This is a genomic window from Salinicoccus siamensis (assembly GCF_055391965.1).
Map to the genome: position 1 here is coordinate 1,604,821 of NZ_AP043765.1, position 25,748 is coordinate 1,630,568.

Annotated in this window: 27 protein-coding genes; 11 read left to right on the forward strand and 16 right to left on the reverse strand. The window is 50.3% G+C overall.

From position 1 onward, the window contains the following. Positions 1-272: 272 nt before the first annotated feature. Positions 273-1,124 (forward strand): bifunctional 5,10-methylenetetrahydrofolate dehydrogenase/5,10-methenyltetrahydrofolate cyclohydrolase, encoded by an 852-nt coding sequence (locus ACZ5LF_RS08250; RefSeq protein WP_380571847.1) that lies wholly within the window; start codon positions 273-275, stop codon positions 1,122-1,124. A gap of 70 nt (positions 1,125-1,194) precedes the next feature. Here the strand turns inward: ACZ5LF_RS08250 and ACZ5LF_RS08255 are convergent, their stop codons facing one another. The 5 genes from ACZ5LF_RS08255 to ACZ5LF_RS08275 all read right to left on the reverse strand — a co-directional run bounded on the left by ACZ5LF_RS08255 (position 1,195) and on the right by ACZ5LF_RS08275 (position 6,038). Next, positions 1,195-2,151, reverse strand: coding sequence for a calcium/sodium antiporter (locus tag ACZ5LF_RS08255; protein ID WP_380571849.1), 957 nt, complete (start codon positions 2,149-2,151; stop codon positions 1,195-1,197). A 98-nt stretch (positions 2,152-2,249) separates the two neighbouring features. Beyond that, positions 2,250-2,648: a hypothetical protein gene (locus ACZ5LF_RS08260; RefSeq protein WP_380571851.1), complete on the reverse strand. Its 399-nt coding sequence runs from the start codon at positions 2,646-2,648 to the stop codon at positions 2,250-2,252. 14 nt (positions 2,649-2,662) lie between these two features. Beyond that, positions 2,663-4,087, reverse strand: a complete 1,425-nt coding sequence (locus ACZ5LF_RS08265; RefSeq protein ID WP_380571853.1) for a sensor histidine kinase — start codon at positions 4,085-4,087, stop codon at positions 2,663-2,665. Beyond that, positions 4,084-4,755, reverse strand: a complete 672-nt coding sequence (locus ACZ5LF_RS08270) for a response regulator transcription factor (protein ID WP_380571855.1) — start codon at positions 4,753-4,755, stop codon at positions 4,084-4,086. The genes ACZ5LF_RS08265 and ACZ5LF_RS08270 overlap by 4 nt, the downstream gene beginning before the upstream one ends. 146 nt (positions 4,756-4,901) lie before the next feature. After that, positions 4,902-6,038, reverse strand: coding sequence for a globin domain-containing protein (locus ACZ5LF_RS08275; protein ID WP_380571857.1), 1,137 nt, complete (start codon positions 6,036-6,038; stop codon positions 4,902-4,904). A 183-nt stretch (positions 6,039-6,221) separates the two neighbouring features. On the opposite strand from ACZ5LF_RS08275, the gene ACZ5LF_RS08280 reads away from it, so the two are divergent. Together ACZ5LF_RS08280 and ACZ5LF_RS08285 are read left to right on the forward strand one after the other, a co-directional pair. Then, positions 6,222-6,632 (forward strand): RrF2 family transcriptional regulator, encoded by a 411-nt coding sequence (locus tag ACZ5LF_RS08280; protein ID WP_380571859.1) that lies wholly within the window; start codon positions 6,222-6,224, stop codon positions 6,630-6,632. A gap of 5 nt (positions 6,633-6,637) precedes the next feature. After that, positions 6,638-7,378: an immunoglobulin-like domain-containing protein gene (locus tag ACZ5LF_RS08285; protein ID WP_380571861.1), complete on the forward strand. Its 741-nt coding sequence runs from the start codon at positions 6,638-6,640 to the stop codon at positions 7,376-7,378. Between the two features lie 103 nt (positions 7,379-7,481). Here ACZ5LF_RS08285 and ACZ5LF_RS08290 read toward each other — a convergent pair whose 3' ends face one another. Next, a complete protein-coding gene (locus ACZ5LF_RS08290; protein WP_344701192.1) occupies positions 7,482-7,997 on the reverse strand; it encodes a type 1 glutamine amidotransferase domain-containing protein in 516 nt (171 codons plus the stop codon). A 154-nt stretch (positions 7,998-8,151) separates the two neighbouring features. Between ACZ5LF_RS08290 and ACZ5LF_RS08295 the strand changes: the two genes are divergently transcribed. Then, positions 8,152-8,391: a hypothetical protein gene (locus ACZ5LF_RS08295; RefSeq protein ID WP_380571864.1), complete on the forward strand. Its 240-nt coding sequence runs from the start codon at positions 8,152-8,154 to the stop codon at positions 8,389-8,391. A 29-nt stretch (positions 8,392-8,420) separates the two neighbouring features. Here the strand turns inward: ACZ5LF_RS08295 and ACZ5LF_RS08300 are convergent, their stop codons facing one another. After that, entirely contained in the window at positions 8,421-8,861 is a 441-nt protein-coding gene (locus ACZ5LF_RS08300) for a hypothetical protein (protein WP_380571866.1), read from the reverse strand. 147 nt (positions 8,862-9,008) lie between these two features. On the opposite strand from ACZ5LF_RS08300, the gene ACZ5LF_RS08305 reads away from it, so the two are divergent. Further along, complete coding sequence (locus tag ACZ5LF_RS08305) at positions 9,009-9,191, forward strand: CsbD family protein (protein WP_380571889.1); 183 nt, start codon at positions 9,009-9,011, stop codon at positions 9,189-9,191. 130 nt (positions 9,192-9,321) lie between these two features. Then, the gene (locus ACZ5LF_RS08310; RefSeq protein WP_380571925.1) at positions 9,322-9,609 is read left to right on the forward strand and encodes a hypothetical protein; all 288 of its coding nucleotides are present in this window, start codon (positions 9,322-9,324) and stop codon (positions 9,607-9,609) included. Positions 9,610-9,661: 52 nt separating this feature from the next. Here the strand turns inward: ACZ5LF_RS08310 and ACZ5LF_RS08315 are convergent, their stop codons facing one another. Then, positions 9,662-10,369, reverse strand: coding sequence for a hypothetical protein (locus ACZ5LF_RS08315; RefSeq protein ID WP_380571927.1), 708 nt, complete (start codon positions 10,367-10,369; stop codon positions 9,662-9,664). Between the two features lie 137 nt (positions 10,370-10,506). Continuing rightward, complete coding sequence (locus ACZ5LF_RS08320; protein WP_380572139.1) at positions 10,507-11,931, reverse strand: APC family permease; 1,425 nt, start codon at positions 11,929-11,931, stop codon at positions 10,507-10,509. Positions 11,932-12,034: 103 nt separating this feature from the next. Here ACZ5LF_RS08320 and ACZ5LF_RS08325 point away from each other — a divergent pair, with 103 nt between their 5' ends. Continuing rightward, positions 12,035-13,348: an outer membrane protein assembly factor BamB family protein gene (locus tag ACZ5LF_RS08325; RefSeq protein WP_464759136.1), complete on the forward strand. Its 1,314-nt coding sequence runs from the start codon at positions 12,035-12,037 to the stop codon at positions 13,346-13,348. A 68-nt stretch (positions 13,349-13,416) separates the two neighbouring features. On the opposite strand, the gene ACZ5LF_RS08330 is transcribed toward ACZ5LF_RS08325, so the two are convergent. Together ACZ5LF_RS08330 and ACZ5LF_RS08335 are read right to left on the reverse strand one after the other, a co-directional pair. After that, the gene (locus ACZ5LF_RS08330) at positions 13,417-15,030 is read right to left on the reverse strand and encodes an SLC13 family permease (protein ID WP_380571931.1); all 1,614 of its coding nucleotides are present in this window, start codon (positions 15,028-15,030) and stop codon (positions 13,417-13,419) included. Positions 15,031-15,157: 127 nt separating this feature from the next. Further along, positions 15,158-16,345 (reverse strand): amidohydrolase, encoded by a 1,188-nt coding sequence (locus ACZ5LF_RS08335; protein WP_380571933.1) that lies wholly within the window; start codon positions 16,343-16,345, stop codon positions 15,158-15,160. A 180-nt stretch (positions 16,346-16,525) separates the two neighbouring features. Here ACZ5LF_RS08335 and ACZ5LF_RS08340 point away from each other — a divergent pair, with 180 nt between their 5' ends. Continuing rightward, positions 16,526-17,827 carry an acetamidase/formamidase family protein gene (locus tag ACZ5LF_RS08340; RefSeq protein WP_380571935.1) on the forward strand — a complete coding sequence of 434 codons (1,302 nt, stop codon included), beginning with the start codon at positions 16,526-16,528 and terminating at the stop codon, positions 17,825-17,827. Positions 17,828-17,859: 32 nt separating this feature from the next. Here ACZ5LF_RS08340 and ACZ5LF_RS08345 read toward each other — a convergent pair whose 3' ends face one another. From ACZ5LF_RS08345 to ACZ5LF_RS08360, 4 genes are all read right to left on the reverse strand, one after another. After that, on the reverse strand, positions 17,860-18,225 hold the full coding sequence (locus ACZ5LF_RS08345) for a PH domain-containing protein (protein WP_380571937.1): 366 nt from the start codon (positions 18,223-18,225) through the stop codon (positions 17,860-17,862). Positions 18,226-18,355: 130 nt separating this feature from the next. After that, positions 18,356-19,693, reverse strand: coding sequence for a sodium/glutamate symporter (locus tag ACZ5LF_RS08350; RefSeq protein ID WP_380571939.1), 1,338 nt, complete (start codon positions 19,691-19,693; stop codon positions 18,356-18,358). A 101-nt stretch (positions 19,694-19,794) separates the two neighbouring features. Continuing rightward, a complete protein-coding gene (locus ACZ5LF_RS08355; RefSeq protein WP_380571941.1) occupies positions 19,795-20,769 on the reverse strand; it encodes an LLM class flavin-dependent oxidoreductase in 975 nt (324 codons plus the stop codon). Between the two features lie 26 nt (positions 20,770-20,795). After that, a complete protein-coding gene (locus tag ACZ5LF_RS08360) occupies positions 20,796-22,574 on the reverse strand; it encodes an SLC13 family permease (RefSeq protein ID WP_380571943.1) in 1,779 nt (592 codons plus the stop codon). Between the two features lie 256 nt (positions 22,575-22,830). Here ACZ5LF_RS08360 and ACZ5LF_RS08365 point away from each other — a divergent pair, with 256 nt between their 5' ends. The 3 genes from ACZ5LF_RS08365 to ACZ5LF_RS08375 all read left to right on the forward strand — a co-directional run bounded on the left by ACZ5LF_RS08365 (position 22,831) and on the right by ACZ5LF_RS08375 (position 24,247). Further along, positions 22,831-23,046, forward strand: coding sequence for a hypothetical protein (locus ACZ5LF_RS08365; protein WP_380571945.1), 216 nt, complete (start codon positions 22,831-22,833; stop codon positions 23,044-23,046). A gap of 86 nt (positions 23,047-23,132) precedes the next feature. Further along, positions 23,133-23,606, forward strand: a complete 474-nt coding sequence (locus ACZ5LF_RS08370) for a glutathione peroxidase (RefSeq protein ID WP_380571947.1) — start codon at positions 23,133-23,135, stop codon at positions 23,604-23,606. 62 nt (positions 23,607-23,668) lie between these two features. Beyond that, positions 23,669-24,247, forward strand: coding sequence for a pyridoxamine 5'-phosphate oxidase family protein (locus ACZ5LF_RS08375; RefSeq protein WP_380571949.1), 579 nt, complete (start codon positions 23,669-23,671; stop codon positions 24,245-24,247). Between the two features lie 40 nt (positions 24,248-24,287). Here ACZ5LF_RS08375 and ACZ5LF_RS08380 read toward each other — a convergent pair whose 3' ends face one another. After that, positions 24,288-25,739 carry a protein adenylyltransferase SelO gene (locus tag ACZ5LF_RS08380; protein WP_380571952.1) on the reverse strand — a complete coding sequence of 484 codons (1,452 nt, stop codon included), beginning with the start codon at positions 25,737-25,739 and terminating at the stop codon, positions 24,288-24,290. Positions 25,740-25,748: the final 9 nt, after the last annotated feature.

Genomic DNA, 25,748 nt, shown 5'->3' on the forward strand with positions numbered 1-25,748 from the left:
CGTAACCCTCTCTTTTATGCGGATGTTTATTTCTCAGATTCAGTTTAACAATAGAGGCTTATATAATCAACTCAAAAAACGAACAATAAATTAATTTTAATAGTTATAGTTTGTGTATGAAGTAAATAATTTTTATTTTTATAATTTATTATACGTCAATTCACTCGTTCAATCTCTTCTGATTTCAGAATTTTATGGTCTTCAATCTGGAAATTTATGCTCAGTTGTTGGATAATGAAGGAGAAATAGACAGAATCCAGGAGGGCTTTCACATGACAGCAGAACTATTGAACGGCAGGGAGATAGCGAAGGACTACCGCGCTGACCTTGCCGCCGAAGTCGAAAAGTTGAAGGAAGCAGGTACGACGCCAAACTTGACCGTCGTCATTGCAGGCGACGATGGCGCATCTCTCAGCTATGTACGGTCAAAGAACAAGGCAGCCGAGAAGATCGGCATGACTTCAGAAATCGTGCAGCTCGACGGAGCGGTGACTGAGCAGGAAGTGCTCGACATCATCACGCGGCTGAATGACGATGATACAGTCAACGGCATCCTTGTCCAGGTGCCGCTTCCTAGCCAGGTCAGCGAAGAAAAGGTGTTGGAGGCGATTGCACCGGATAAAGATGTTGATGGTTTCCATCCGGTCAACATCGGACGCCTCTACACCGGACAAGAGACATTCGTGCCATGTACACCGCTCGGCATAATGGAGCTCCTGAAGCATACCGGTCCACTAGAAGGCAAGGATGTCGCCGTCATCGGACGCTCCCACATCGTCGGACAGCCGGTCGCAAAACTGCTGACCGACCAGAATGCCACGGTCACACTCATGCACTCCCGCACCCGTAATATGACCGCTAAGCTGAAGGATTACGATGTCATAGTCAGCGCCGTCGGACAGCCAGGCCTCATTACGGGCGAGCATCTGAAGGAAGGCGCCGTCGTCATAGATGTCGGCAACAGCGTCGTAGATGGCAAACTCGTCGGGGACGTCGACTTCGATTCGGCCAGTGGCAAGGCAAGCTGCATCACCCCTGTGCCGGGCGGCGTCGGCCCGCTCACCATCACCATGGTGCTCAACAACACACTGATCGCCGCCAAAAGGCAGAACCAATCCAAATGATTTAAAAAACCCCGGCTGAACCTGATGACAATCAGATCCAGCCGGGGTTTAGTCCGTCACTGTCCATTATTCAATTCCGGATGATGATATAGATCAGATAGGCCGCATATGCCACAAGCATAAATGCCCCTTCCCTTCTGCCGATGGAGAAGTGCGTCCGCGAAAATATCAGAAGCAGCACAGTCAAACCAACCATGACGAAGCCATCCAGGAACAGCTTGGATTCCACAGCTATCGGGCTGACGGTTGCGGCAGTACCGGTGACGAAGAATATATTGAAGATATTGCTGCCGACCACGTTGCCGATTGCCATATCCCCCTTACCCTTCAATGCAGCGGTTACAGAAGTCATGATCTCCGGCAGAGACGTGCCGACCGCCACAATCGTCAGACCGACCAGCGCCTCGCTCATGCCGAGTGCCAAGGCGATTTCAGTCGCGCTCGACACGACCATCTCGCCCCCGATGATGATGGCGGCCAACCCGCCTAAAGTGGATAGGATATTCTTCCACCAGGGCTCACCGTAGTCGGTTGGAGCTTCAGCCACTGTACCGGACCGGTTTTTGCGGGCCATTTCAAATACATAGTAGAGAAATATCAGGAAAAACAGCAGGATGATGATGCCGTCCCCACGCGTAATCGCATTGCTCGGGCTATCTTGGAGGAATGTGTCCATCATAAGCACCAACATCACGACCGCCCCGAGCAAAGCGAAAGGAATCTCTTTGCGCACTGTTTCACTCTGTACCGTAAGCGGGGCGATTACTGCCGTCAAGCCGACCACAACAGTCATATTTACGATGTTGCTGCCGATGACGTTACCGAGGACGACGCCTGCACTGCCATCCAATGCCGCGAGGATGGCTACAGTCGCCTCCGGGGAACTCGTCCCAAGCGCGACGATCGTCAAACCGACAAGAAGGGGGGAAACATTGAGTTTGACCGCAATATTAGAAGCGCCCTGCACAAAGTAATCCGCGCCCCTGATCAGAAGGACGAACCCGATGATAAGTAGTATATAGGCCAAGTGGGCCACCTCATTTCCATGTCATGGATCAGATATGTTCTTAATATGCATTAAAACATAAAAAACTCCCCTCTGCCTTAAAAAGGGGAGCAATTATTTTATTTTTCCGTACGTGGTTCGACGAAGAAGGTGATGGCCAGGAACATCAGGAATGCAAGCAGCAGCACACTGCCGCCGACGATGAACAGAACTGTTGTAAACGTATCATTCATATTGAATGGATCAAGCATATAGAAATACATGCCGACAGTCAGCAGCACCGCCCCTAAAATTCCCGTTACACCGTGGATGTGCACAAGCACTTTATGCCGTACCGTGTAGATGCTGTAGAAGATGCCCCATGCAAACATGGAGAGCCACCCCACCAGAAGCACGTGTGTGTGAATCGGCCGGATGGCGTAATCCATCTCCCCTGCCATCTGTGAACCGATGAATACGCCGAGCAGCCCGAATGCCGCTGCCACCCTGATGAAATTAATGCCCCATTTTCTTTCCATTATGAATCCTCCTGTTATTTCCTTAATGTAATCGTGAATGTCGTGCCTGAACCAAACTCACTCTCGACTTCCACCTTGCCGCCAAGCATGTCAAGGGTCTCCTTGACGATCGCCAGTCCAAGGCCTGAACCATTCGTCGAACGCGACTGGTCCACGCGGTAGAAGCGTTCGAACAGCTGGTCCATATCCTCTGCCCTGATACCGGTACCGGTATCGCTGAAGATCACTTTCACCCGGTCTCCTGCATCAATGAGCCTGATGAATATTTCACCACCGGGTTCTGAATACTTGATGGCATTCGATACAAGATTATCCCAGACGTTGTAGAGCAGATGCGGATCGGATTTGACCGTTACCTCATCAAGAGTATAGGACAAGTCTATCTGTTCCTGATCGAGACGCCACGAAAATGCCCGGATGACTTCCTGGACCTGACGGTCAAGCCTGATGGCTTCATGCTTCACCTGATATGTCTGATCATCAAAGTGATTGAGCACCGTCAATTGTTTGGCCAGCGCAGACAGGCGCCTCGCCTCCTGATGGACCACTTCTGCCGGTTGACGGAGTCCTTCGGGCAAGTCCTGGTCCATCATCAGCTTGGAATAGCCTTGGATATTGAGCAGCGGTGACTGCAGATCATGGGTGACATCACTGATGAACTTCTGGCGCATGTAACGATTCTCACTCAGCTGTCCCTGCATGGCGTCGAGACTGACGGCCAGTTGTCCGATTTCATCCGGTGCATAGTGTTCCGGCTCGATGGCGTAGTCGAAATTCTCTCTTCTGATCTCATCCGCCGCCGTAGACAACCTCCCGAGCACCGTTGTCATACGCCGGGACATGATGATGATCGATATGAGTCCGACTATAAAGACCGTCAGGAAGAAAACCAATCCTATGATATGGAATTCGCTGAACATCAAGGCGCTGTCCTGCTTGATGAAAAGGGCATACTGATCACCTTCAATCTCGAGCGGGACGCCAACCGTATTCCTTACATCGTTCATGAAGTGGCCCATCATGAACCAATTGGCGAGCGTCGCCGCTTCACCTTGGTACACCCCACCATCCATGACATCCCGGACGATTGCCAAGGAGAGTTCCGTCCGGTCGAATGGATCACCTGCTGAAGTGACGGCAGCAGTGTCAAAATCGACCACCTCAGAGTCTTTCGCCTCTACATCTTCCCGCTTTATTAGGGCCCCCTGGTAACCGAGGGCTGTAAAAAGTTCCAGATGCTCGTCGATTGCCGCCCCAGTCATATCGGCCTTCTCCAGACCTGCGACGAAAGTTTCAGCGGTATCGACAAGTGCCTGGTCCATCTTCGGTTTCGAATGGAGCATATAGAGGATGTTTGCTACAAGCAATGCAGTCAATGCACTTAAAGCGATGACGATGACCAGCCCGATTATGAATTTCCTGTTCAGGGACTGTTTCATGACGCTTCCTCCAGCTTATAGCCGATGCCGCGTATGGTGACGATTTCCAAGGGCACCTCGTGCTTCTCAAACTTATGCCTGAGCCGGTTGATATGTGTATTGATCGTGTAGGCGCCCGATTCAATGTCGCCCCACACCGCTTCTGCGAGATAATCACGGGTCACCACCCGCTCCGGTGTCTCCATCAGGCAGGCAAACAGCTCAAGTTCCTTGACCGGCAGCATGAACGTCTTATCGTGGATTCTGATTTCATAGTGGATGCGATCAAGCACAACACCGTTATAGGTCAACACTGAACGGCTGTCCGGCTGCGTGCGCTTGAGCACGGCACGCACCCTGTAGATAAGCTCTTCCGGTTCAAATGGTTTGACGATATAGTCCTCAGCTCCTGCTGTAAACCCGCGCCCTTTATCTTCCAACTGGCCCTTGGCCGTGAGCAGAATGACCGGAATATCCAGATCACCACTCAGTATTTCAGTAAGCTTGAAGCCATCCATACCCGGCATCATGACATCCACGACAGCGAGATCCACTTCATCATCCTCGAGTTGGCCGAGTGCGTCGTCCGCCGATTCTGCCAATATGGCCTCATAGCCATCCTGTTTAAGATATATGGACACAAGTTGCCTGATATGCGGATCGTCTTCCACTACCATCACTTTCTGCACGTCTCCCCACTCCTTCCGTAAATATTTTATCACAACGATATAAACATAATATAAACAAACACACATACAAAAATACACCCATCCGATTGGGGGCGGATGGGTGTACAGGTCTATATGGAATGTGTTGGAGGATCCAGATTGAAATTCTAGACGGTCTGGAGACTCATTTTCGGACCGAATGGTTCGAAGTGGATGCGGGAATCGTCGATATCCAAAGCAGCCAGTTCTTCGATCATCGTATCCATGAAGCGCATGGAACCGCAGATGTAGACTTCACGGCCGTCGAGTTCTCCGAAGTCGGAGCGGTTCAGATAGCCGTCCGGCTCGCTGTATTTCACCGTGATGTCGGCACCATTCTCTTCAAGCGAAGCAAACTGGTCTTTGAATGGCTGGAAATCCTTGTTGATGGCGCTGTAGACGAATTTTACATCTTTGCCTTTTTCAATCGCATCTTCAGCCATCGCCATCACTGGGGTTGCACCGACGCCGCCTGCGATGAAGAACAGCTTATCATGGTCTTCCTCAACTTTGAAGTCTCCGGCAGGGGCAGAAAGATGGAGGACGTCCCCTTCTTCAATGCCATCATGCAGGTAGTTGGAAACAACACCTTTCTCTCCGCCTGCCATTTCACGCTTGACGGCAAAAGTGATGCCATCCTCAGTTGAATTGGAGCAGATCGAGTAGTGGCGGAGTGCATCATACGGATAGCCGGAAGGGTGTACTTTGACTGTGATGTACTGGCCCGCTGTAAATGTCTTGTCGACGTCTTCAGCATCTACTGTGAACCTGACGATTTCAGGTGTCATGACTTCTTTCTTCTTGACCATGAAAGGCTTGAAGCCATTCCATGCGGCCTCCTTATACATGTCTTTTTCGACATCGATGAATACTTGGGCGATCTGGTTGTAATACTCGCCCCACGCATCGATGATTTCAGGAGTCGCCTGGTCGCCGAGCACTTCCTTGATGCCTTCGAGCAGATATTTCCCTACGATCGGATAGTGTTCCGGCAGGATTTCGAGTGCGCGGTGCTTGTGTGCGATACCGACTACATGCGGCACGATCGCATCCAGATCATCAATATGCTTGGCTGCAGCAAGGACCGTCATGGCGAGTGCCTTAGGCTGATCCCCTATTTTCTGGTTCGTCTGGTTGAAGATATTCAAAAGTTCAGGATGTGCCTCGAACATTCTTCCATAGAATACGGATGTGATTGTAGTACCGTGCTCTTCCAATACTGGAATCGTCGCTTTGATGATATCTTTTTTAGTTTCGGTAATCATTTACAGAACCCCTTTAATTTTTAAAGATATATTTCTTATACATCTTTATAATAAAGCCCGCAACTGATTTTTCAAGTATATGTACGAATTTTCACAAATCGTTCACAGAAGTCTTTGCTTCGAACTCCTTCTGTTTATTGATTCTGCCATCCGGTGTATAATCATCAAAAGGAGTTGATTGCAGTGAAACTGACATTATATACGGACTATTCCTTGAGGGCGCTCATGTATCTTGGCATGAACGAAGGTAAAAAGGTGCAGATTGACGATATAGCGGGATTCTATAATATCTCGAGAAACCATTTGACGAAAGTGATTCATCATCTGGCAAAACTTGAATACATCAGGACTGTACGTGGCCGCGGTGGCGGGATTATGCTAAACTATGGACCAGAAGAGATAAATGTCGGCGAAGTCGTCCGGCGGACAGAAGATAACTTCCACATGGCAGAATGTTTTTCAGAGAACAATGAATGCATCCTGACACCTGTCTGTGGACTGCGCTTTGTCTTAAACGATGCCTTGAAGGCATATCTTGCAGAACTTGATAAACATACTCTGCGGGATATCATCCCTAAACCGATATTGAGGTGACCACGATGGATTCAAGTACAATCATAAAATTTTTGGCGGGACTCCTACCCGTCGCCCCCATCACCGGAGAACTCCTCGACGAGGAACTCCAGATGCAGCAGGCGGACTCCAACGAAGAAAGCAACGGAGCCGACTCAAGATACGCCGATTATAAGGGCCCAACGATGGAAGAAGAAATTGCCGCCCACACTAGCAACCGACCGGCCATTAAAGGGGTCAAAGGCAACTTCAACGTCCAGGTCGGCAGCCGATTCAACCCGAAGGCAGGTGTCTATGCGGTCGATCGATACGACGGCAACCTCACCGGCAATATAGAGGTAACCAAAAATAATGTCGACACGAGCCGCCCAGGCAGCTACACGGTCACCTATCGTGTGGAGAATAGCCGCAACTACTGGTCCACTTATACGAGGGTGGTGGACGTGGTGAATGGATCAGGGGACCGTGTCCCACTGGTCCCGCCGACAGAGGCGCAACTTGCAGGCGAGGATGAGGCTGAAGAATCAGAAGCGAATTCTGCAATCACCTTCCTCGGACTGGAAGATCAGACGATTGAACAAGGGAGCGAATTCGATCCGAAAGAAGATGTCCAGGTGATAGACGTCGATGGCAGCGATATCACTTACCGCCTCCATATTTCGGGCGAAGTCGATACGGAAACTCCAGGCGAATATACAATCGCCTATGCCACATTCGACCATTTCGGCGACCCGCATGCAAAAGCACGGAGGATTACGGTGGAATAGTCATCTTTGGTGCGCTGCTTGATAGCGGTCCAGGTTTCAAAAGCATCACGCAACATAAAAAAGGTGGATCCTTAGTGGATCCACCTTTTTCATTTGGGATATTTTATTTATCCAACTGTGCCTTTACTTCACGGTTGAAGTCCTCGAGATCATCCGGTTGACGGCTGGATACGAGGTTGCCACATACTACGACTGATTTGTCGTGCACTTTCGCACCTGCGTTCTCCAAGTCCTTCCGCACAGAAATGAAGGATGTGATGTTGCGGTCTTTCAGCATGTCTGTATCGATCAGCACTTGCGGACCGTGACAGATTGCGAAGGTCGGCTTATCCTCTTCAAGGAAGTGCTTGGCAAATTTGCCGAAACGCCCCTCTTCGTCTGAACGCAACAGGTCCGGCGAGAAGCCGCCTGGAATGAACACCGCATCATAGTCACTTGGTTGTACGTCATTTATGCCTTTATCGGCTTTGAATTTACCGCCTTGTTTACCTTCCAGTTCGCCAGCTTCCGGTGCGATGACCTCCACTGTATGGCCATCCGCTTTGATGGCTTCTACTGGATTCGTATATTCGATATCTTCTACCATATCCGTCATCAGTATAGCGACTTTTTTAGTCAAAACTGGATCACTCCTTAAATATCTTTCGTTACATTATATAGTATTCCACATGTCATCACGCCTTAAACATAAAATATGGCTTTTATATATGTAAAAGTGATTTGATTGACATCAGGAACATACGTTCCTATAATATTATGTCAGGAGTGATGACATGAATATTTCTTATGATACCGAGCTGGAATATAAAATATTATATAATGTCAAAAATGATCTGTTTGACTATCCGAATACAAGCATGGCCGAATATGATATAAGGACGGTCGACTTCCATATGCGGCTTATGGCCCAAAAGGGCTTGCTTATACTGACGCCATTCGACTATGACTTCTACTACAGCCATATAGAATTGACGGAAGCAGGAGACAGACTGCTCTCCAAAAGAGCTTCATGATAAACCCTCCGTCTTGGAGGGTTTTTTTGTCACTTAAGATTAAATGCATTACGCACACGTTGGACCATGTCGGCGTCCAGCTGTGTAACCGGGTCAGCCGTTTCATACTCGCCAATCATCAGACCATCGTCATCCGACTCGACGACCGTCACCCATTCGACGCGCAATACATATTCTTCTTTTCCAAAATGCGGATTGATGCGCTGGATTTCCTTGAAGGGATATTCATCGTACTCGATGAGTTTTCCACCTGAATGCATTTTAAATGCTTCAAAGGGGATGGCGGGCTCCACTACCCGCCCAATGCCAAGGAAACCTTGCCTGGTGCTATATAATGCGAATTCATCGCCTCGCTTCAGCTCTTTTACACTTTCTTTATGCCGGGAAGTCGTCAAACTGACAATCCCCAGCCTCTTATACGTATCAAATTCCCTAAAGGTCTGATTGAATCTTCCATTTATCGCAAACATTTCTCCACCCCTGTCTTTTATACCTTCCAAAACCATATACTACATGATAGCAAAGACAATTTCAGCGGATATAACAAGGAAATGTTTATTTCTTTATGGATTCGGGCATTGTAGTTGTGTAACGAAAAATTTCCAAGGGGTGTTAATATGGCTGAAGAAAGTAAAAAAGATCAATTGATGGGTAAAGCCAAAAAGGCTGCCGGAGATTTTATGAATGATGAGAAGACTAAAGAAGAAGGTAAACGCCAAGAAACAGAAGGCAAAGTGAAAGATGCAGCGAAAGACGTAAAAGATAAGGCAACAGACGCTTTCGATAACGATAACAAGTAATTATAGAAGTCGCTGCTTATTGCAGTGATTTTCCTGTTTTCATTTTTATGTTTAACAACCTGTATATATAGGTAGTGTTTAATGTAGCTTGAAAAACAGCTTAGATTCTTATAGAAGGAGTGGATCATTCATGGCAGAAGAGAAAAAAGGATTATTCGACAAGGCAAAAGACTTGGTCGACAAAGCAAAAGATAAGGATACACGTGAGAATGTCTCCGAAAAATGGGATCAGGCTAAAGAATTCGGAGATGAACATGCTGATAAAGTAGGTGCCGGAGATAAATGGGATACGATTAGTGAGAAAGGGGACAGCATCGTCGACAAATACGGCATCGACGGTGATGAAGGTGAGGAAGAAAAAGACAAAACGACACGTGCAGGCGATAATGCAAATGACAAGGGTAATGATGGCAATTAATCGTCACATATGACTAAAAAAGGGGGGTTCCGCTATCGGACCCCCCCTTTTTCTATTTCTCCGTCACGATATACCGGTCTTCGTCATGGAAAGCAGATTCCAGGTTTTCCAGATGATTGATCGTGTCTAAAGCGTTGGACATATATTTTCTGCTATTGCGCATATGAACGTCGAACATTGTTTCGTTCATATCGTATTCTGCTTCCTGATTCATAAGCTTGAACTCGATCAGTGCCAAGGTACGGTTTGAGATCGCCAATCCCAAATCCGACTTCAGTCGTTCAAAATACTCAGCATGGACCGGCTTCAGATATTCAGGAATCTGCATCCCTTCCAACTCCATCTCGAGCGTATTATAGGATTCATGCAACGACTCGAGTGCAGGTGCCAATTCACTGGAAGTAAGAGCCGCCCATTGATATTTTCTCTTAAGTGGGCTGAAATCATCGTCCCAGATCCCCGCCACATCCTGATGGATCTGTTCCAGATGATCAATCATTGCACTCAAATTATTCCGCTCTTCCTGCGTATAGAAATCATCGATGCCCTTTCCATCCGCTAGATGAACCACGGCTTCTGCATTCAGTTCTGCTGCCTCCACATCGTTGATGGAAGATTGGGCCAACTGTAAGTTTTCATGATTGAGTGTGCCGGGTATCGGCCGTTCAGCTTTGAATTCTTCAAATCCAATATTCTGCTCCGCCCTCGGTGTACATGCACTTAACAGCAGTATGGCGAAAATGGTTAATATCTGTTTCACTTGGGTCGTCTCCTCTGCTTAAGAGTCACTTATCTTCACACCCCTCCCATTGTAACACAACTGTAATATTCCAAAAAGCTTTTTCATCGCCTCAAAGAGCCAAAGAGCCCTCTGATCACATCAGAGGGCTCTTTGTATCATTCTTCTTCATTTAAAATCAGATAGTCAAGCTCTTCTTTAGTCAACGCGTTCAGCCTCTTATACTGGAACAGGAAGAACAGCAGTCCAAGCACCGTCCAGGCTGCCAGAGCCCAATAGGAAGGGGCAGAGAGCGATGCCGGGGAACCTGGATATAATAGTAGCACGAGGAAGACCAGCGATATGACGGCACCAAGTGCGCCGAATATGACGTAGAGGAGATTATAGTTCTCCTTCACCCTAAAGAACTTGACCGCGACCAGGCTGGTGATGAGAAAGGCGATTGACACCCCTGTAGATGACATATCCACAATCCAGCTCAAAGCGGTACGCCCAAGCCAAGGGGCCACCAGACAGACAGCCATTACAAAAAGGATGGCCACATACGGCGTCTTGTTCCTGCCGACCTTCATGAAGGCAGCAGGGATGAATTTTGCACGGCCCAACGCGAACAGCAGGCGGGATGATGACATATAGAAGCCGTTAAGGCCAGTGAACACACCGAATGAGATGGCGAGTGCGAGCAATGTCATGCCGATGCTGCCCATTGCACTCTGGACGACAGAGCCGGTCACCCAAAGTGCACCGCCCATCGTCTGCTCATCAGGATAGACCCATGAGGTCACCAGAATCATCAGAACGTACGTGACGATTGAAGCTACGATACCGAAGACGATCAGCCTGAATGTCTTATCCGGGCTGAAATTGAACTCCTCAGCAGCTTGAGGGATGTTGTCGAATCCGACATACATCCAAGGGGCGACGGCGACAATCAGGATAATCGAAGTCCAGATGCCATTGTCACTGCTGAACAGCGGCTCTGCGTTCGCCAGCTGGAATTCGCCCGAAAAGAACGACCAGACGAATAAGATTGTGACGACGATCGCCATGAATAGCGCAAAGATAAATTGAAGATTGCCGGATAATCCACTGCTTTTGATCGAGATGAATGCAAACAGGATCAACACGAGTGATGACAGTAAGACCTCCATGATATAGACGTCCCAGCCGGCGATCGTGTAGAGATAGCCTATTTCCAGGAAATCGGGTAAAATAAATTTAAACAGTAGGCTGAAGGCACTGGCATTCAAGGCGACGACCGATATGTAGCCGAGTGCCAGGAACCATGATGCGATGAAGCTTACATATTTGCCGAAACCGACGTAGCTGAAGGCGAATTCACCGCCGGACACCGGAAAGCGTGTCGTCAGTCCCCCGTATGCCACAGCGATGATGAGCATCAGGATGCCCCCGATGGTGATGCCGAGTGTTGAACCGAGCGTGCCGGATGACAACAGCCAATCCCCAGGCAGGATGAATGCACCCCAACCGATGCTTGACCCATAGGCCACCGCCCAGACAAAACGTTTTGACATCGTACTGTCAAGTTCCGTTCTTTCCATATCTGTTATTTTATTTTCAATTTCCATATGTATGTTAGCTCCCTTTTCCCTTTTATGTTTTATATCCTAACAGAAGACATGCTAAACGTAAAATTTACAATTGGCACACAAATTGAAGGGGATGATGAAGATGAAAAAATTCCTGAAATGTTTAATTGCTGCCGGCACGTTGTTTGTGATTTCTCACACTGATACAAAAAACGCTTCTGCTGCGGCCCCCTTCGGGGCGGAGGAATGGACGCAGTACCGGCTCTCACCGGACAATAATGCCGTCATCGATTCCGGCCATGAACCACTTGAATATATGATATTGGAGACAGAGGACGAAGTACGGGCGACGCCGGTGGTGGCAGATGGCAAAGTATTCATCGGCAACCATAACTCAGGGGATGTCATGGCATTTGATCTCGACAGTGGCGAGCGGATGTGGCGCAACACGGCACCAAACTGGATACACTCTGAGGCCATCTACCACGAAGGTTTGGTGTATGTGGGATACGGCAACAGGTTTTTCCAAAAAAACCGGGCCTACAGCTTCTTTAAAAACTTCGGACTCCAGGATCTATTTCGGCACAGGGCGATCCGCGGCACCGGGGAGAGCGGTGTCATGGCGCTTGATGCAGATACCGGCAAACTGGTATGGCGCCATGGGACAAAGGGCGAGGTCATGCCCACCCCTGCCATATACAAAAATCACCTCTACATCACGACCGGTGACCGCACCTTGTATAAGCTGACACTCGATGAAGGGGCGCTCATCCATAAGGAAGACATCGGATCCACCGTCAGCATGTCCTCCCCGAACATCCATGGGGATATGCTCTATGTCGGGGGCAGTGGACCCCTCCCCTACACCTTCTCGGCATATGATCTGAAGAAAGATGAAATGGCGTGGCAGACTGAATTTCCGGATGTCGTCATGGGGCTTGATGATGTGCCACCTGCAGTCAGCAACGGTCTGGTCATCACCACGGGATTGGTCTCCAATAAGGACGGGGAACTGGAGCATGAAATTTATGCATTGGACACTTCAACCGGTGAAATAGCCTGGCAAGATAACTGGGGGGCTGGCCAGTTCGTCAAAAACAATAAATCAGGCGCCCCGATCATCCATGAGGGCACAGTCTTCGTCGCCAGCCCCATTACCAAAACCTATTACGCCTACGATCTAAATAGCGGCGAACAGCTCTGGGCGCACGAGGATGCGGCTGCGAAAGCACCGCCGGTCGCCAAAGATGGCATCGTCTATTTCTCAAATGTTGAAGGCGAGATCGTCGGGCTGGATGTCACACGCGGTATACCCGTCAGAAGAATGGCGCTTGAAGGTGTGCTTGCGCCCGCCGGACCGGTCATTGCAAACGATACGCTATTCATCGGCAGCCAGGACGGCAACATCTATGTCGTGCCGCTGGACGACTTTGAAGACATCGGCAACTAAAAGACATGAAAGAGGCCCGGACCAGTTGGTCCGGGCCTCTTCTGATGTTCTACTGCGATTTCCAGATGTCACCCTTTATAGTCGAGCAGATTGATGCCGAAGATGAGCGGCATCACCACATAGACGAATGCCACTATCAGGATGACCCCGATGATGTTCAGGGCGAACCCGGTCTTCGCCATCTCCTGGATGCTGATCTTATTCGTCCCGAAGACAATCGCATTCGGTGGTGTCCCGACAGGCAGCATGAATGCGCAGTTCGCCGCCATTGCAGCCGGCACCATGAGCGTCAGTGGATGGACTTCAAGTGCAATCGACAATCCAGCCAGTACAGGCAGTATCATCGTCGCCGTCGCCGTATTGGAGGTGATTTCCGTGAGGAACAGTATCGTTACGGAAACAACGACCAGTACTAGGATGATATGGATGCCTTCGACACCCTCCAGCATCTCACCGAGCCACTGGTCGACACCTGTCTCGACAATCGCCGCAGCGAGCGCCAGACCACCACCGAACAGCAGCAGAACGCCCCACGGCAGTTCGCGTGAAACCGACCAGTCCAGTATGCGCTTCGACTTTTTGGCAGTCGGCAGCAGAAACAGTATGACCGATGCGAGCATAGCGATGGCACCGTCGGTCAGCATGCTTGTGAATTCGATCTTGCTCCAGATGAATCCGCGCGTGATCCACATGAATGCAGCAAACAGGAAGACGATGAGTACAAGCATTTCTTCCCGGGAGATCTTGCCGAGCTTGTTCAATTCATCCGTAATGATCTTGCGCCCACCCGGCAGCTCAGTCATATTGTGCCGGAAGGCGAAAAAGTTCATGAACGCCCAGGCGAGCGCCAGGAAGATGATGACAATCGGTACACCGAACATCATCCATTGTGCGAAACTCATATCATAGCCGAAGATCTCCTTCAGCTGTCCTGCCATTATGATAAGCGGTGGAGTACCGATCAGTGTACCCAAACCGCCGATCGTACCGGCATATCCTATGCCCAAAACGAGTGATTTTTCAAAGCGCATCAGATCATCTTCTAGTGCAGATGAAGAGAGCGACTGGGCTTCGTTTATGATGGCCATCCCGATCGGTATCATGATCATGACGGCAGCAGTGTTGCTGACGAACATCGACAGGGCCGCGGTTGCTATCATGAAGCCAAGCAGTATCATCGATGTGCGCGTGCCGATCGCATTGATGATCGTCAATGCGATGCGGGTATGTAGATTCCAGCGTTCCATCGCGAGTGCAATCAGGAAACCGCCGAGGAACAGAAAGATGATGTCGTTGCCGTAGGCACTCGTGACGGCCCCACTATCCATGACCCCACCCATCGGAAACAGAAACAGTGGCATGAGTGATGTTGCGGGAATCGGAATCGCTTCCGTAATCCACCATGTGGCGATCCATAATGTTGAAGCGACGACAAAGACGCCGCCCTCTTCAAGCCCCTCCGTATCGAGCAGCAGAAGTGTCAGGATAAACAGCAGAGGCCCCAATATGAGTCCTGTGAGCTGCATGCGCCCGTAGGATTTCTCCGGCCCTTCCGAGCCATGCGAGGAGCCACCCCCATCCGCGTGCTTCTTCGCCTCATCGACACTGAAGAACTTCAGCAAGGACTTTGTCCGCTTCGATTCCCGCCACATATTGCGGTACGTACGCCTTAATTTTGACATGTTACTTCCCCCTTTAATGGAAAACGGTTTCAACCGTATTGATTGAAAATAACACATTCTCTGAATACTCGCTATAGCGATGTGACTTTTGTAACTAAAAAAACCGGAATCAGAGATTCCGGTCCAATTACAGTGCCGATTCAGGGCCGAGGTGATGTAAAAGCGCCAAGATGAAGACCTTGCCGACTTCGAGCATCGCACGCTCATCAATGTCGAATTTCGGATGATGATGCGGATAGACTGCATCCACTGCCGGATTTTGTGCACCTGCAAAGAAGAACGTCCCAGGGACATGCTGGAGGTAATAGGCGAAGTCTTCTGCAGTCATCATGCGCCCCTTTTCAATAATCGTCACATCTTCCATATGCCTGACGGAGAGCGACTTGAGCATTTCCGTCTCCTCAGTCGGATTGATCAGCGGGATGCAGCCGTAGGTAAAGTCGACATTGACAGAGGCACCGCTCATCCTGGCGGTAAGGTCTGCAACATGTTTCACTTCTTCGGCAAGTTCATATTTGGATTGGATATCAAAGGCACGTAGCGTACCTGTAATCTGTGCAGTATCCGGGATGACATTCGGGGCGTCACCGCTATGGAAACTTCCTATTGAAATGACGCCCGGGTCATTCGGCCCGGTCCGGCGACGGGTGATCTGCTGCAGGTTCATGACGAGCTGGCTCGCTGTAGCCAATGGATCAATCGCCAGATGGGGCAATGCACCGTGCCCCCCCTTGCCCTGGACGGTGATGGTGAAGTTATCATCGCCAGCCATCGTCCCCCCTGACCTGAAGCCGAGCGTGCCGATCGGATCGTCCGTCCATACATGGGCACCGTATATGTAATCGACTCCTTCCAGGCAACCGTCGTCGATCATCGACGACGCCCCGCCCGGCAGCAATTCTTCTCCAAACTGATGGATGAAGACAATGTTCCCATGCATCTGGCTCCGGTGACCCGCCATGACTTTTTCAACGGCCATAAGTGTGGCCGTATGGGCATCATGACCGCACGCATGACTGATGCCATCATACTTCGAGCGGTACGGGACATCTTTTTCATCATGGATTGGCAGGGCATCGAAATCAGCCCGTAGCGCCACGGTCGGTCCCGGATATGCCCCCTTCAGATAGCCGACGACGCCATTCAGCCCTACATCACGCCTATATTCTATGCCGAGTGTTTCAAGGTGTGCAATGATATATTCCGGTGTATCCTTTTCCTGATATGATAATTCTGGATACATATGGAGATGACGACGTATTTCGACCATCTCGGGATACAGTGATTCGAGCTGTGCAAATAGAATGTCTTTCATCGGTTCCCCTCTTTTCACATCGTTGATACTCACATTATTCCATAAAGCATACCTGGAAGGAATGCCTTTTAGTGGCAGAGTATAATCAGCTGAAGTTTTCTGAATTGACACACTAATCGTTCGTGTACATGCCATTTTGATGGTATCATGGAGGGGACAATATGAAAGGATGTGTCTAAGATGACGAAGCAATCAGCTAGGCAGACGGTCTATGTAGACAAATTTACAGATGGCATCCTGGATCCGACGGAAGATATGTACTACAAAGTCAAAAACGGCGGCCATATCATCGCCAATACGGCACCAGGGTGCTGGGGCCCGATGATCACCCCTGAACTGAAGGGTGGCCATGAGGTGACGAAGCCGGTGTTCGTGGAAGGGGCCGAGGTCGGGGATGCGGTCGCCATCCGCATCAATTCGATACGGGTCACGGCCACAGCGACCGCTTCAGGCAACGATAAGCCCATGGAAGGCCGGTTCAACGGCGATCCGTTCATTGCAGGCGTATGTCCGAACTGTGGTGCCAAAAACCCCAAATCCGTCACAGAAGGCATCGGCCAGGGCGCCGTCCGGTGTGCAGAATGCGGTGAAGATGTCACCCCATTCACCTTCACCAACGCCTACACGATGGTATTCGATGAAAAGCGCTCTGTCGGTTTGACACTCGATAAGTCGGGTGCTGAAAAGGTGGCCCACGCAGGCAGGCATTACATGGCCACACCTGAAGATTCCATCCAGCATCCGGTCGTAACATTCGCCCCGCATGATATACCAGGCGTCATGGCACGGGTGATCCCTTTCCTTGGCCAGCTCGGAACCACCCCAGCCCGCCCGATGCCTGACTCCCATAATGCGGGGGATTTTGGACAGTTCCTGATCGATGCCCCGCACGACTATGGATTGACTGAAGCGCAGCTTGTCGACCGGACCGACGGCCATATGGACGTCAACCGGGTCCGCGAAGGCACTATTGTCATCTGTCCAGTCAAAGTAGCAGGGGGCGGTATCTATCTCGGGGATATGCACGCCATGCAGGGCAATGGGGAAATCGCAGGCCATACGACCGATGTAGCCGGTATCGTCGACCTTCAAGTCGACGTCATCAAGAACCTCGCCATTGAAGGCCCGATCCTACTGCCCCTTACAGAAGATCTACCGGCATTGGCCAAACCATTTACCGATAAAGAGAAGGAAGAAGTGCACCGGATGGCCGAAGCCTGGCACGTGCCGGAACTTGAAGAGAGCTATCCCGTATCCTTCATCGGCACAGGCGCCGATCTCAATGCCGCTACATTGAACGGCATGGAACGCGCAGCGAAGCTGTTCCGGACGGATGTCCCCGAGATCATGAATCGTGCCACCATCACGGGCAGCATTGATATCGGGCGTAATCCCGGGGTGGTGACCGTCACCTTCTTGGCGCCAAAGAGATATCTTGAACACGCGAAGTTGCTCAAGCAAACAGAATACATGTATAAATGACAAATACGCACCCTACTAGGGTGCGTATCATTTTATAGAACAGCTTGGGCAATCAGGCGATCGAACCGTCTGATGTCGACTTTGCGGCCCAGATTGATTTTGATGTTGCCGACTTTCGTCCAAAGTTCCACCTCGGCGTTCGCATCGAACATGCCACCGGCATTCTCCGTCGACCACATATGGATTGCATTGTACGGGAGGGAATACATTTCAACTTTCTTCCCCGTCAATCCTTGCGCATCCCTCATGATGATCCTTCGGTCCGTGAATATGGCCGAGTCACGCAACGTCTTAAAAGCAGTTATCGCACGTTCCCCGTCAACGAGTATGTCTTCAGCATCCTCGGGAATTTCAGTCTCAAACTGTAATGTCCAGGCAAATATATGTGCCGCTTCCATCCTATCCCTCCATTTTAATGGTGTTTCACCCTATCTATACCATCGTTTTATGCCTTTTAACCCATATGCTCCAATTTTTAATGGCATAAAAAAATATCCCCGCTTCAAGGAAGCGGGGATATTCTCTGTCTTAGCCTTGGCGTTTCACGTGCAGCCAGCCTCTCGTATAGGAGAAGATCAGGATGGCGGCACTCGCTCCGATTGTAATCAGGGCAAACAGCCAATGCTGGCCGCTCGCAATGAACAATGGCGCAAAAGTGATCAAAGCGATCTCAACCGGCGCAATTGGAATATAGGCGAGCCCATAGTCCTCGAGCGTATTGCTTTCGAGGCGTGGGTCAACGATGCGCAGCAATGCGATGCCCATCGCAACCGCGCCCGTTATCCAGCCGAATGTGAATATGCCCTTCTCGAACCAGTTTTCCTGGAAATAGTACTGGGAGACGAAGCGGTAGAAGACGTACGTGAACAATATGCCAAACGCCATCAATATACTGAACGGCACGATGTTTTGGGCCACCACAGTCAAGTTGATGGAAGCAATACCGAACGCCACCAGGACATCAGTTGCACTGCCGCTTATCTTGGACACGACGCTCTTATCGATGTACTTGTCCATATCAGCCGACTGCATCAGCAGGCTCAATATCAGACCGATCAGAAAGGCGATTGAAAAGGCAGGAATCGACAGGCCAGCATATAGCGACTCGCCAAACTTGCTCAAGTAGTAGCCGATCATGCTCACGAACATTACGAGTGCGATATGGAACAGGAGCGGATCGATCGAAATGGCCGACACCGTATCCTTGCCCATCCACTCGCGCTTATCTTCAGGAACGAGGCCTGTCCTCAACTCTTCGGGCAGGTCATCGAATTTCGAAATGTAGTTGGCATAGCCGGCGTCGGCACTCCTCTTTATAAGCAATAGACCAACGCTGATTGCGAGTATCGCCCCAAGTGTTGCAGAAGTCATCGCAAGTGATGTTGCCTCTTCCCATCCCTGCTGTTCGAATGCCCCGCCGATGGCTGCGGCAGTACCGTGCCCACCGACGAAGCCGGCAGCGAGTATCAGGCCGAATCCATTATGTAGATCGAACACCGGACCAAGGAGCACAAGTGCGAATACCAGCCCGAGGCCCCACATGAGGAGCATCGCAATCTGGGAATATGACCATAGCCCGCCCACTTTATTGATGGTCTTTTTTATATTGAAGCGGCCCGTCGTCAACGGGATTGAAGCAAAGACGATTGTAATCAGTACACCCGGATAATCTCCGATGAAATCGGAAAACGGTAGCCATCCGAGCATATTGGGACCGAGTATCAATCCCAAAATACCTGCTATGATGCTTGCCGGCATGAAGGACCGCTGCAGCAAACCGATGCGTGCGCGGAGGAACATGCCCACCAATAGCAGCATGGCGATGAGACCGACATCGGTCACAAGATTCCATACTGAAAATTCCATTTTTTCAACACCTCTTTCTAAAATCAGCTTCTGTAATATATCATGAATCCAATTGAAATTGGAAGCGGTTCATCATAAATTTCATGATTTATGAATATAAGCTATAGATAGAGGGCCGCTACACGCTCGTATGAACGCCGTTTTTCGTCCAAGTCATGTATATTGCATAAAATAAGCCAATCTTCACACTCGTAGTCTGTCCGCAGCTGATCAAGCTTATGCTTCACCGTGTGCGGGCCGCCGATGATCATGCGTTGCCTGTTCTGTTCGATCTTGTGTTGTTCCTTCTTATTGAGCGCACTATATTTCTCAGCCGCCTGTGTTGGAGTCGGCACTTGGCTGTCCAAACCCTTTTCCGTATTCAAAAGCCATATGTCCTGCGTCTTGGCCAGATGTTCTGCATGGGCATCATCCTCCCCGCAGATGACGAACACGCATGCCTTCACATCATCCTGTTCCATGAAACCCGGCTGGAACGCATCCCGATAGGCCCGGATTGCTGCAGTACCTCCTGCCGGCTTCAGGAAATGGCCGAACACGTAGCCGATGCCGAGAACACCCGCAAGCACCCCGCTGTTTGTGCCGAGGCCTAGGGAATAGAGCGACGGCCGGCTTATGGTCCGCGGTGCCGCTTTGACCCTGGCGCTGCCGTCCAGATAATGGATGAGCGCGTCCAACTTATCGGGATAATCCGCGAGTTGGTTGGGTTTATCGTCCGCGAGCCGTGTGCGGATGAACTCAGCCCCACCTGGCGAGCGCCCCATCCCACCCTCGATCCGCCCTGGATAGAGCGCCTCGAGCTGGGCAAGTTGGGAGGCGACCTTGAATGGACTGTATTGGGGCAGCAGGATGCCGCCGCTCCCCACTTTTATATGTGAAGTCTGTGAAGCGGCCGCCGCCATCATGATTTCGGGCGCGCTTGATACCATGCCACGTGTGCCGTGATGTTCTGCAAACCAGTATCTGGTATACCCCAGTGCTTCAGCACGCTGCACCATATTGAGCGTGTGACGCGCCATCTCTTCTGCACTGACGCCGACTGGTTTTGCCATCTGTTCCAATATTCCTAGTTGCATTACTCTGTATCCTCTCTTTCAGTAATCTAAAACCATACCGTGTAGATTATAAGCGTCGAAATCACCATCGTCATCGCCGACAGTGGCGCGCCGACCTTGATGTAGTCTGTGAATTTATAGCCTCCGGGGCCGTAGACGATCAGATTGGTCTGGTAACCGATCGGTGTGATGAAGCTCGCCGAAGCCGCAATTGCGATGGTCACCATGAGTCCGATGGGCTCAAGGGCCATCTGTTCAGCCATCTCCATCGCGATCGGGAACATCAATACGGCAGCCCCGGTGTTGGTGATCAGTTCAGTGAATATGTTTGTCATGAGATAGAGGATGACGATGATGCCGAGCACCCCGAACGGGCGCGCAGTCTCCAGCATGTTTCCTGCAATCATCTGTGCCAACCCTGACTCCGTCATTGCAGCACCGACTCCAAACGCGCTCGCAATCAGCAGTATGACGTTGAACTGGATGTAGGATAACATCTCATCCGGATTGATCAGCTTGAAGATCATCAGCAATACGACCGTAATCAGCATCGCTTCGAACATCGACAGGAAGCCGAGTGTCACTGCAGCGATCATGCCAAGCAGCAGCACGAGCCCGCCGAATCCTTTGGCCTTGCTCTGCTTGAGCACTTCCGGTGGTGTAAGGGTGGTCATGACGTAGAAGTCCCTTGCATGCGCATGACGCTGTAAAAATGTCTTGTCCGCTAGGATCAGGATGGTATCACCCGGTTTGAGGATGATGTCGCCGACCCGGCTTTTGATGCGCTCATTATTGCGGTGGACCGCGATGACGCCCGCGTTGTATCTGGAACGGAAGCGCGCTGATTTTATCGTTTTGCCGAGCAGTGATGACTCATGGGATATGACACCCTCGACTAGGTGGAATTGCTCATCTTTCAGGCTGTCGAGCGTCTTATCCGACCCCGTCTTCAGAGTGACGCCTTTCTGCTTTTGGATGGCGGCGATCGTATTCAAAGTACCGGAAAACACGAGATGATCGCCTTCCCTGATGACCGTCTTGGCATCCACTGGAAATATGCGGTCGTCCCCGCGGATGATTTCAATGATGTAGACACCCTTCAGGACAGCTTCCGTCGCATCCATGATGGAGCGGTCTACACATTCGAAAGTCTTCCCTATCTCGGCTTCCGCCAAAAATTCCTTCACTTCTTCACGGATCTGTTCCCCGGCGCCGAGCGTATCCGGCAGCAGCCGGTAGCCGATGGTCACGATATAGAAGAATCCTGCTGCAGCAATCGGCAGCCCGACAATCGTCATCTGAAAGAAGGAGAAGCCGCCATAGCCCGCTTCGATCAGGAGGCCATGGATCACCAGGTTGGTCGAGGTGCCGATGAGTGTAATCGTGCCGCCGAGTATCGTGACGTAGGATAAGGGTATCAGGAATTTGGATGGGGCGATGCCATTCTTCTGGCACCATTCCTTCAATACCGGCGTCAATGTCACGACAATCGGTGTGTTATTCAAAAACCCGGAAATGATGGACACCGGAGCCAGCAGCTTCAGCATCGAGCGCTTCGGCGTCTTATTGCCGGCAAGCAGGCGGTCGACATACCCTTCGATGATGCCATGCTTTTGGATCGCACCTGCCACTATGAAGAGCAGCAGTACAGTCAGGAGACCTTCATTCGAAAAGCCGTCCAAAGCCTGGTCGGTCGAAATGACGCCGGTAAGCAGGAAGACGACGAGGAAGAAGAACACTATGAGGTCCGCCCGTGCCAACTCGAACACCAGTGCAAGCAGCATGATGATGAGCATTACAGCAACAAAGATCATTTCAGCAGTCATCAGGTCACCCCCCATATGGTATTAGCAATATGATAGCATATTTCACAGCCATAAAATGTTAAACGGAATAAGCTCCGTCTAAAAACAAATGTGTCTAATTATTGTACACCGAAAACGGTTTAATTGTAATAATTCAATTTATCATGAATAAAACACCCCAAATGCGGTTATGTACAAGTATCAGCCGAATGGCTACAGTCACAATATGATGGTCATTCAGGAACAGTATATTCATATGAATGGAGGATAACCGGATATGGATAAATTCTCAGGCAAACAGATCAGATCTCTGCTTGAAGAGAAAAAGGCAAGCGGTGATTTGCAGGATCCGTCCCAATGCATGCATGCAGATATCGTCAAATGCTACGAAGACGGAGAAGCTCATCGCTATGTATGCATGGAGTGCGGCTATGCCGACAAGAATCGTGCCGCTTTTTTCGCACAGATCAACACAGATCAGCAAATGGGATAACGTAAATACGGTTATGAGCCAAAAGGATGCGCTCATAATTCGTATTACATATAATGATAGATATCTTCCGGAAAAGGAGCATCCATATGAATATATATGATATAGAAGTAAAGAAGGCGAATGGCGAAAGTTATTCACTTGAGGACTACAAAGGAAAGCCAATGCTTATCGCAAATACCGCAAGTAAATGTGGACTTCGTGGCCAGTACGACGAATTGGAGACTCTGCACAACGAATATAAGGATCAGGGCCTGGTCGTCCTCGGATTCCCTTCCAACCAGTTCAACAACCAGGAGCCAGGCTCTGATGAAGATGCGGAAGAGGCTTGCCGCATCAACCATGGTGTCACATTCGACATCCATGAAATCATCGATGTCAATGGCGATGCGGCCCATCCCCTCTTCAAACATCTTAAAGAAGAGTCAAAAGGTATGATGGGCGATAAGATCAAATGGAATTTCACAAAATTCCTGGTAGACCGGGAAGGCAATGTCGTCTCACGGGTTGCACCCACGACCTCACCCCTTAAAATGAAAAAAGATATCGAAAATGTGCTATAACATATAGTGGGCTCAGGTCTGGAACCGCGCCCGCTATTTATATGCATGAAAGGAAGATACAGATGTCTCACGGCGAACACATCCTTCAGGATATGTACGGCACCACCAGGCGTGCCCTCGCTTTTTATGACAACCAGATGCTCGACCATGTGAATGAAGAAATGCAGCATTTCATAGCCGCCCAGGAGATGATGTTCATCGCCACTGCCGATGCAGGCGGCAACTGCGACAATTCATTCCGCGCCGGCGACAGAGGATTCGTCCGTGTACTCGATGAGACGACTTTAATGTACCCGGAGTACCGCGGGAATGGTGTTATGGCAAGTCTTGGGAACATTTATGAGAATCCCCATATCAGCTTACTGTTCATCGACTTCTTCACCCATCATATCGGTCTGCACGTCAATGGCCGAGCCGACATAATCGAGAGTGATCAGATCCACGGTTACTGTGATGCGAAAACACTCTCCAACATCATGGAAGAAGCGGACGGGCGTGCCGAACGCTTTGTAGTCATCCGGGTCGACGAAGCCTATATCCACTGTTCCAAGCATATACCACACTTGGAGAAGCGTTCAGGCCCCTTGGACCAAAAGAAAAGCGGCGACTTCTTCAACGCCAGAAGAAAAAATGATAAGTAGAAGAAAAAAGGCATCCTCACAGAAGGGATGCCTTTTGAATTCACGTACCGCAGAATGTCATCGTGATTTTTTCATCATCTTCCGGTGGCTCTTTATATTCCTTGTCATGCCCGTCATCGAACGGCGTCGCAAACACCTCTATCAGTTTTGTGGCTTTGCTGTAGTCCCCCTGCTCGACCGCAAGGTTCAACGCCTCCTCCACAAGATGATTGCGCGGGATGACTGCCGGGTTGACTTGCCGCATCTGTTCATATGCCGATTCGACCACCAAGCCTTGTGCCTCAAGCCTCTCCTGCCATCTCCTGCGCCAATCTTTGAAGCGTTCACTGGCCATAAGCGCATCATCATTCCACCCATCAAGTGACAGCGTGCGGAACGTTTTCGTAAAATCAGCCTGGTGATGGCTCATGAGATCGAGCAGTTCCATGCCAAGCGCGTCATCCTGGCTTCCGCTGCCATCGAGGCCGAGTTTATCGCGCATGCCCTTCTGCCATTTTTCATTATACAGCTGGCCGAAATGGCTGAGCGATTGCTGGGCGATCTTCACCGCCTCTTCCTTATCCTCATGGAGCAGTGGCAGCAGCGTCTCTGCAAACCGTGCGATGTTCCACTGCCCGATTCCCGGCTGGTTCTGGTAGCTGTAGCGCTTTTGTGCATCTATCGAACTGAAGCATGTTTCCGGGTGGTAGACATCCATGAAGGCACACGGGCCGTAATCGATGGTCTCCCCGCTGATCGTCATGTTGTCGGTGTTCATCACGCCGTGGATGAAGCCCACATGCTGCCATTTGCTGATCAAGTCAGCTTGACGTTCTATGACGGCATCCAGAAATTCTCGGTACTTGTCCGGCTTCGCTGCAAGTTCTGGGTAATGGCGGCGGATTGCGTAATCCGCAAGCAGCCGCACATTACCGTCCCCCTCGGCGCGGGCTGCATACTCAAATGTGCCGACACGGATGTGGCTCGATGCCACACGGGTCAATACCGCACCCGGGAGCATCTTGCCCCGGCTCACGGCTTCTCCTGTCGTAATGAGTGCCATGGCACGGGTCGACGGTATGCCAAGCCCATGCATCGCTTCACTGATCATATATTCCCGAAGCATCGGCCGAAGTGGCGCGCGCCCGTCCCCCATACGGGAGAATGGTGTACGCCCGGAGCCTTTCAGCTGGATGTCCATCCGTTTGCCTGACGGCGCCAATTGCTCACCGAGCAGTACTGCACGGCCGTCCCCGAGCATCGTAAAACTGCCGAACTGATGCCCTGCGTAAGCCTGGGCAATCGGTCTACTGCCTTTTGGCAGTGCATTTCCGGAGAAGACATCAGGTGCTTCCATCTGAAGGTTTGCCGCATCGAGACCCAATTCACCAGCCAATTTCCAGTTGAATAGGACCATCTCTGGAAACGCCGCGCGCTCCGGTTGTGTTTCTCTATAAAAGACTTCCGGGAGTTCTGTATAAGTGTGCTTCAATTGCCATCCGCTCTCAGTCATAATATTCGC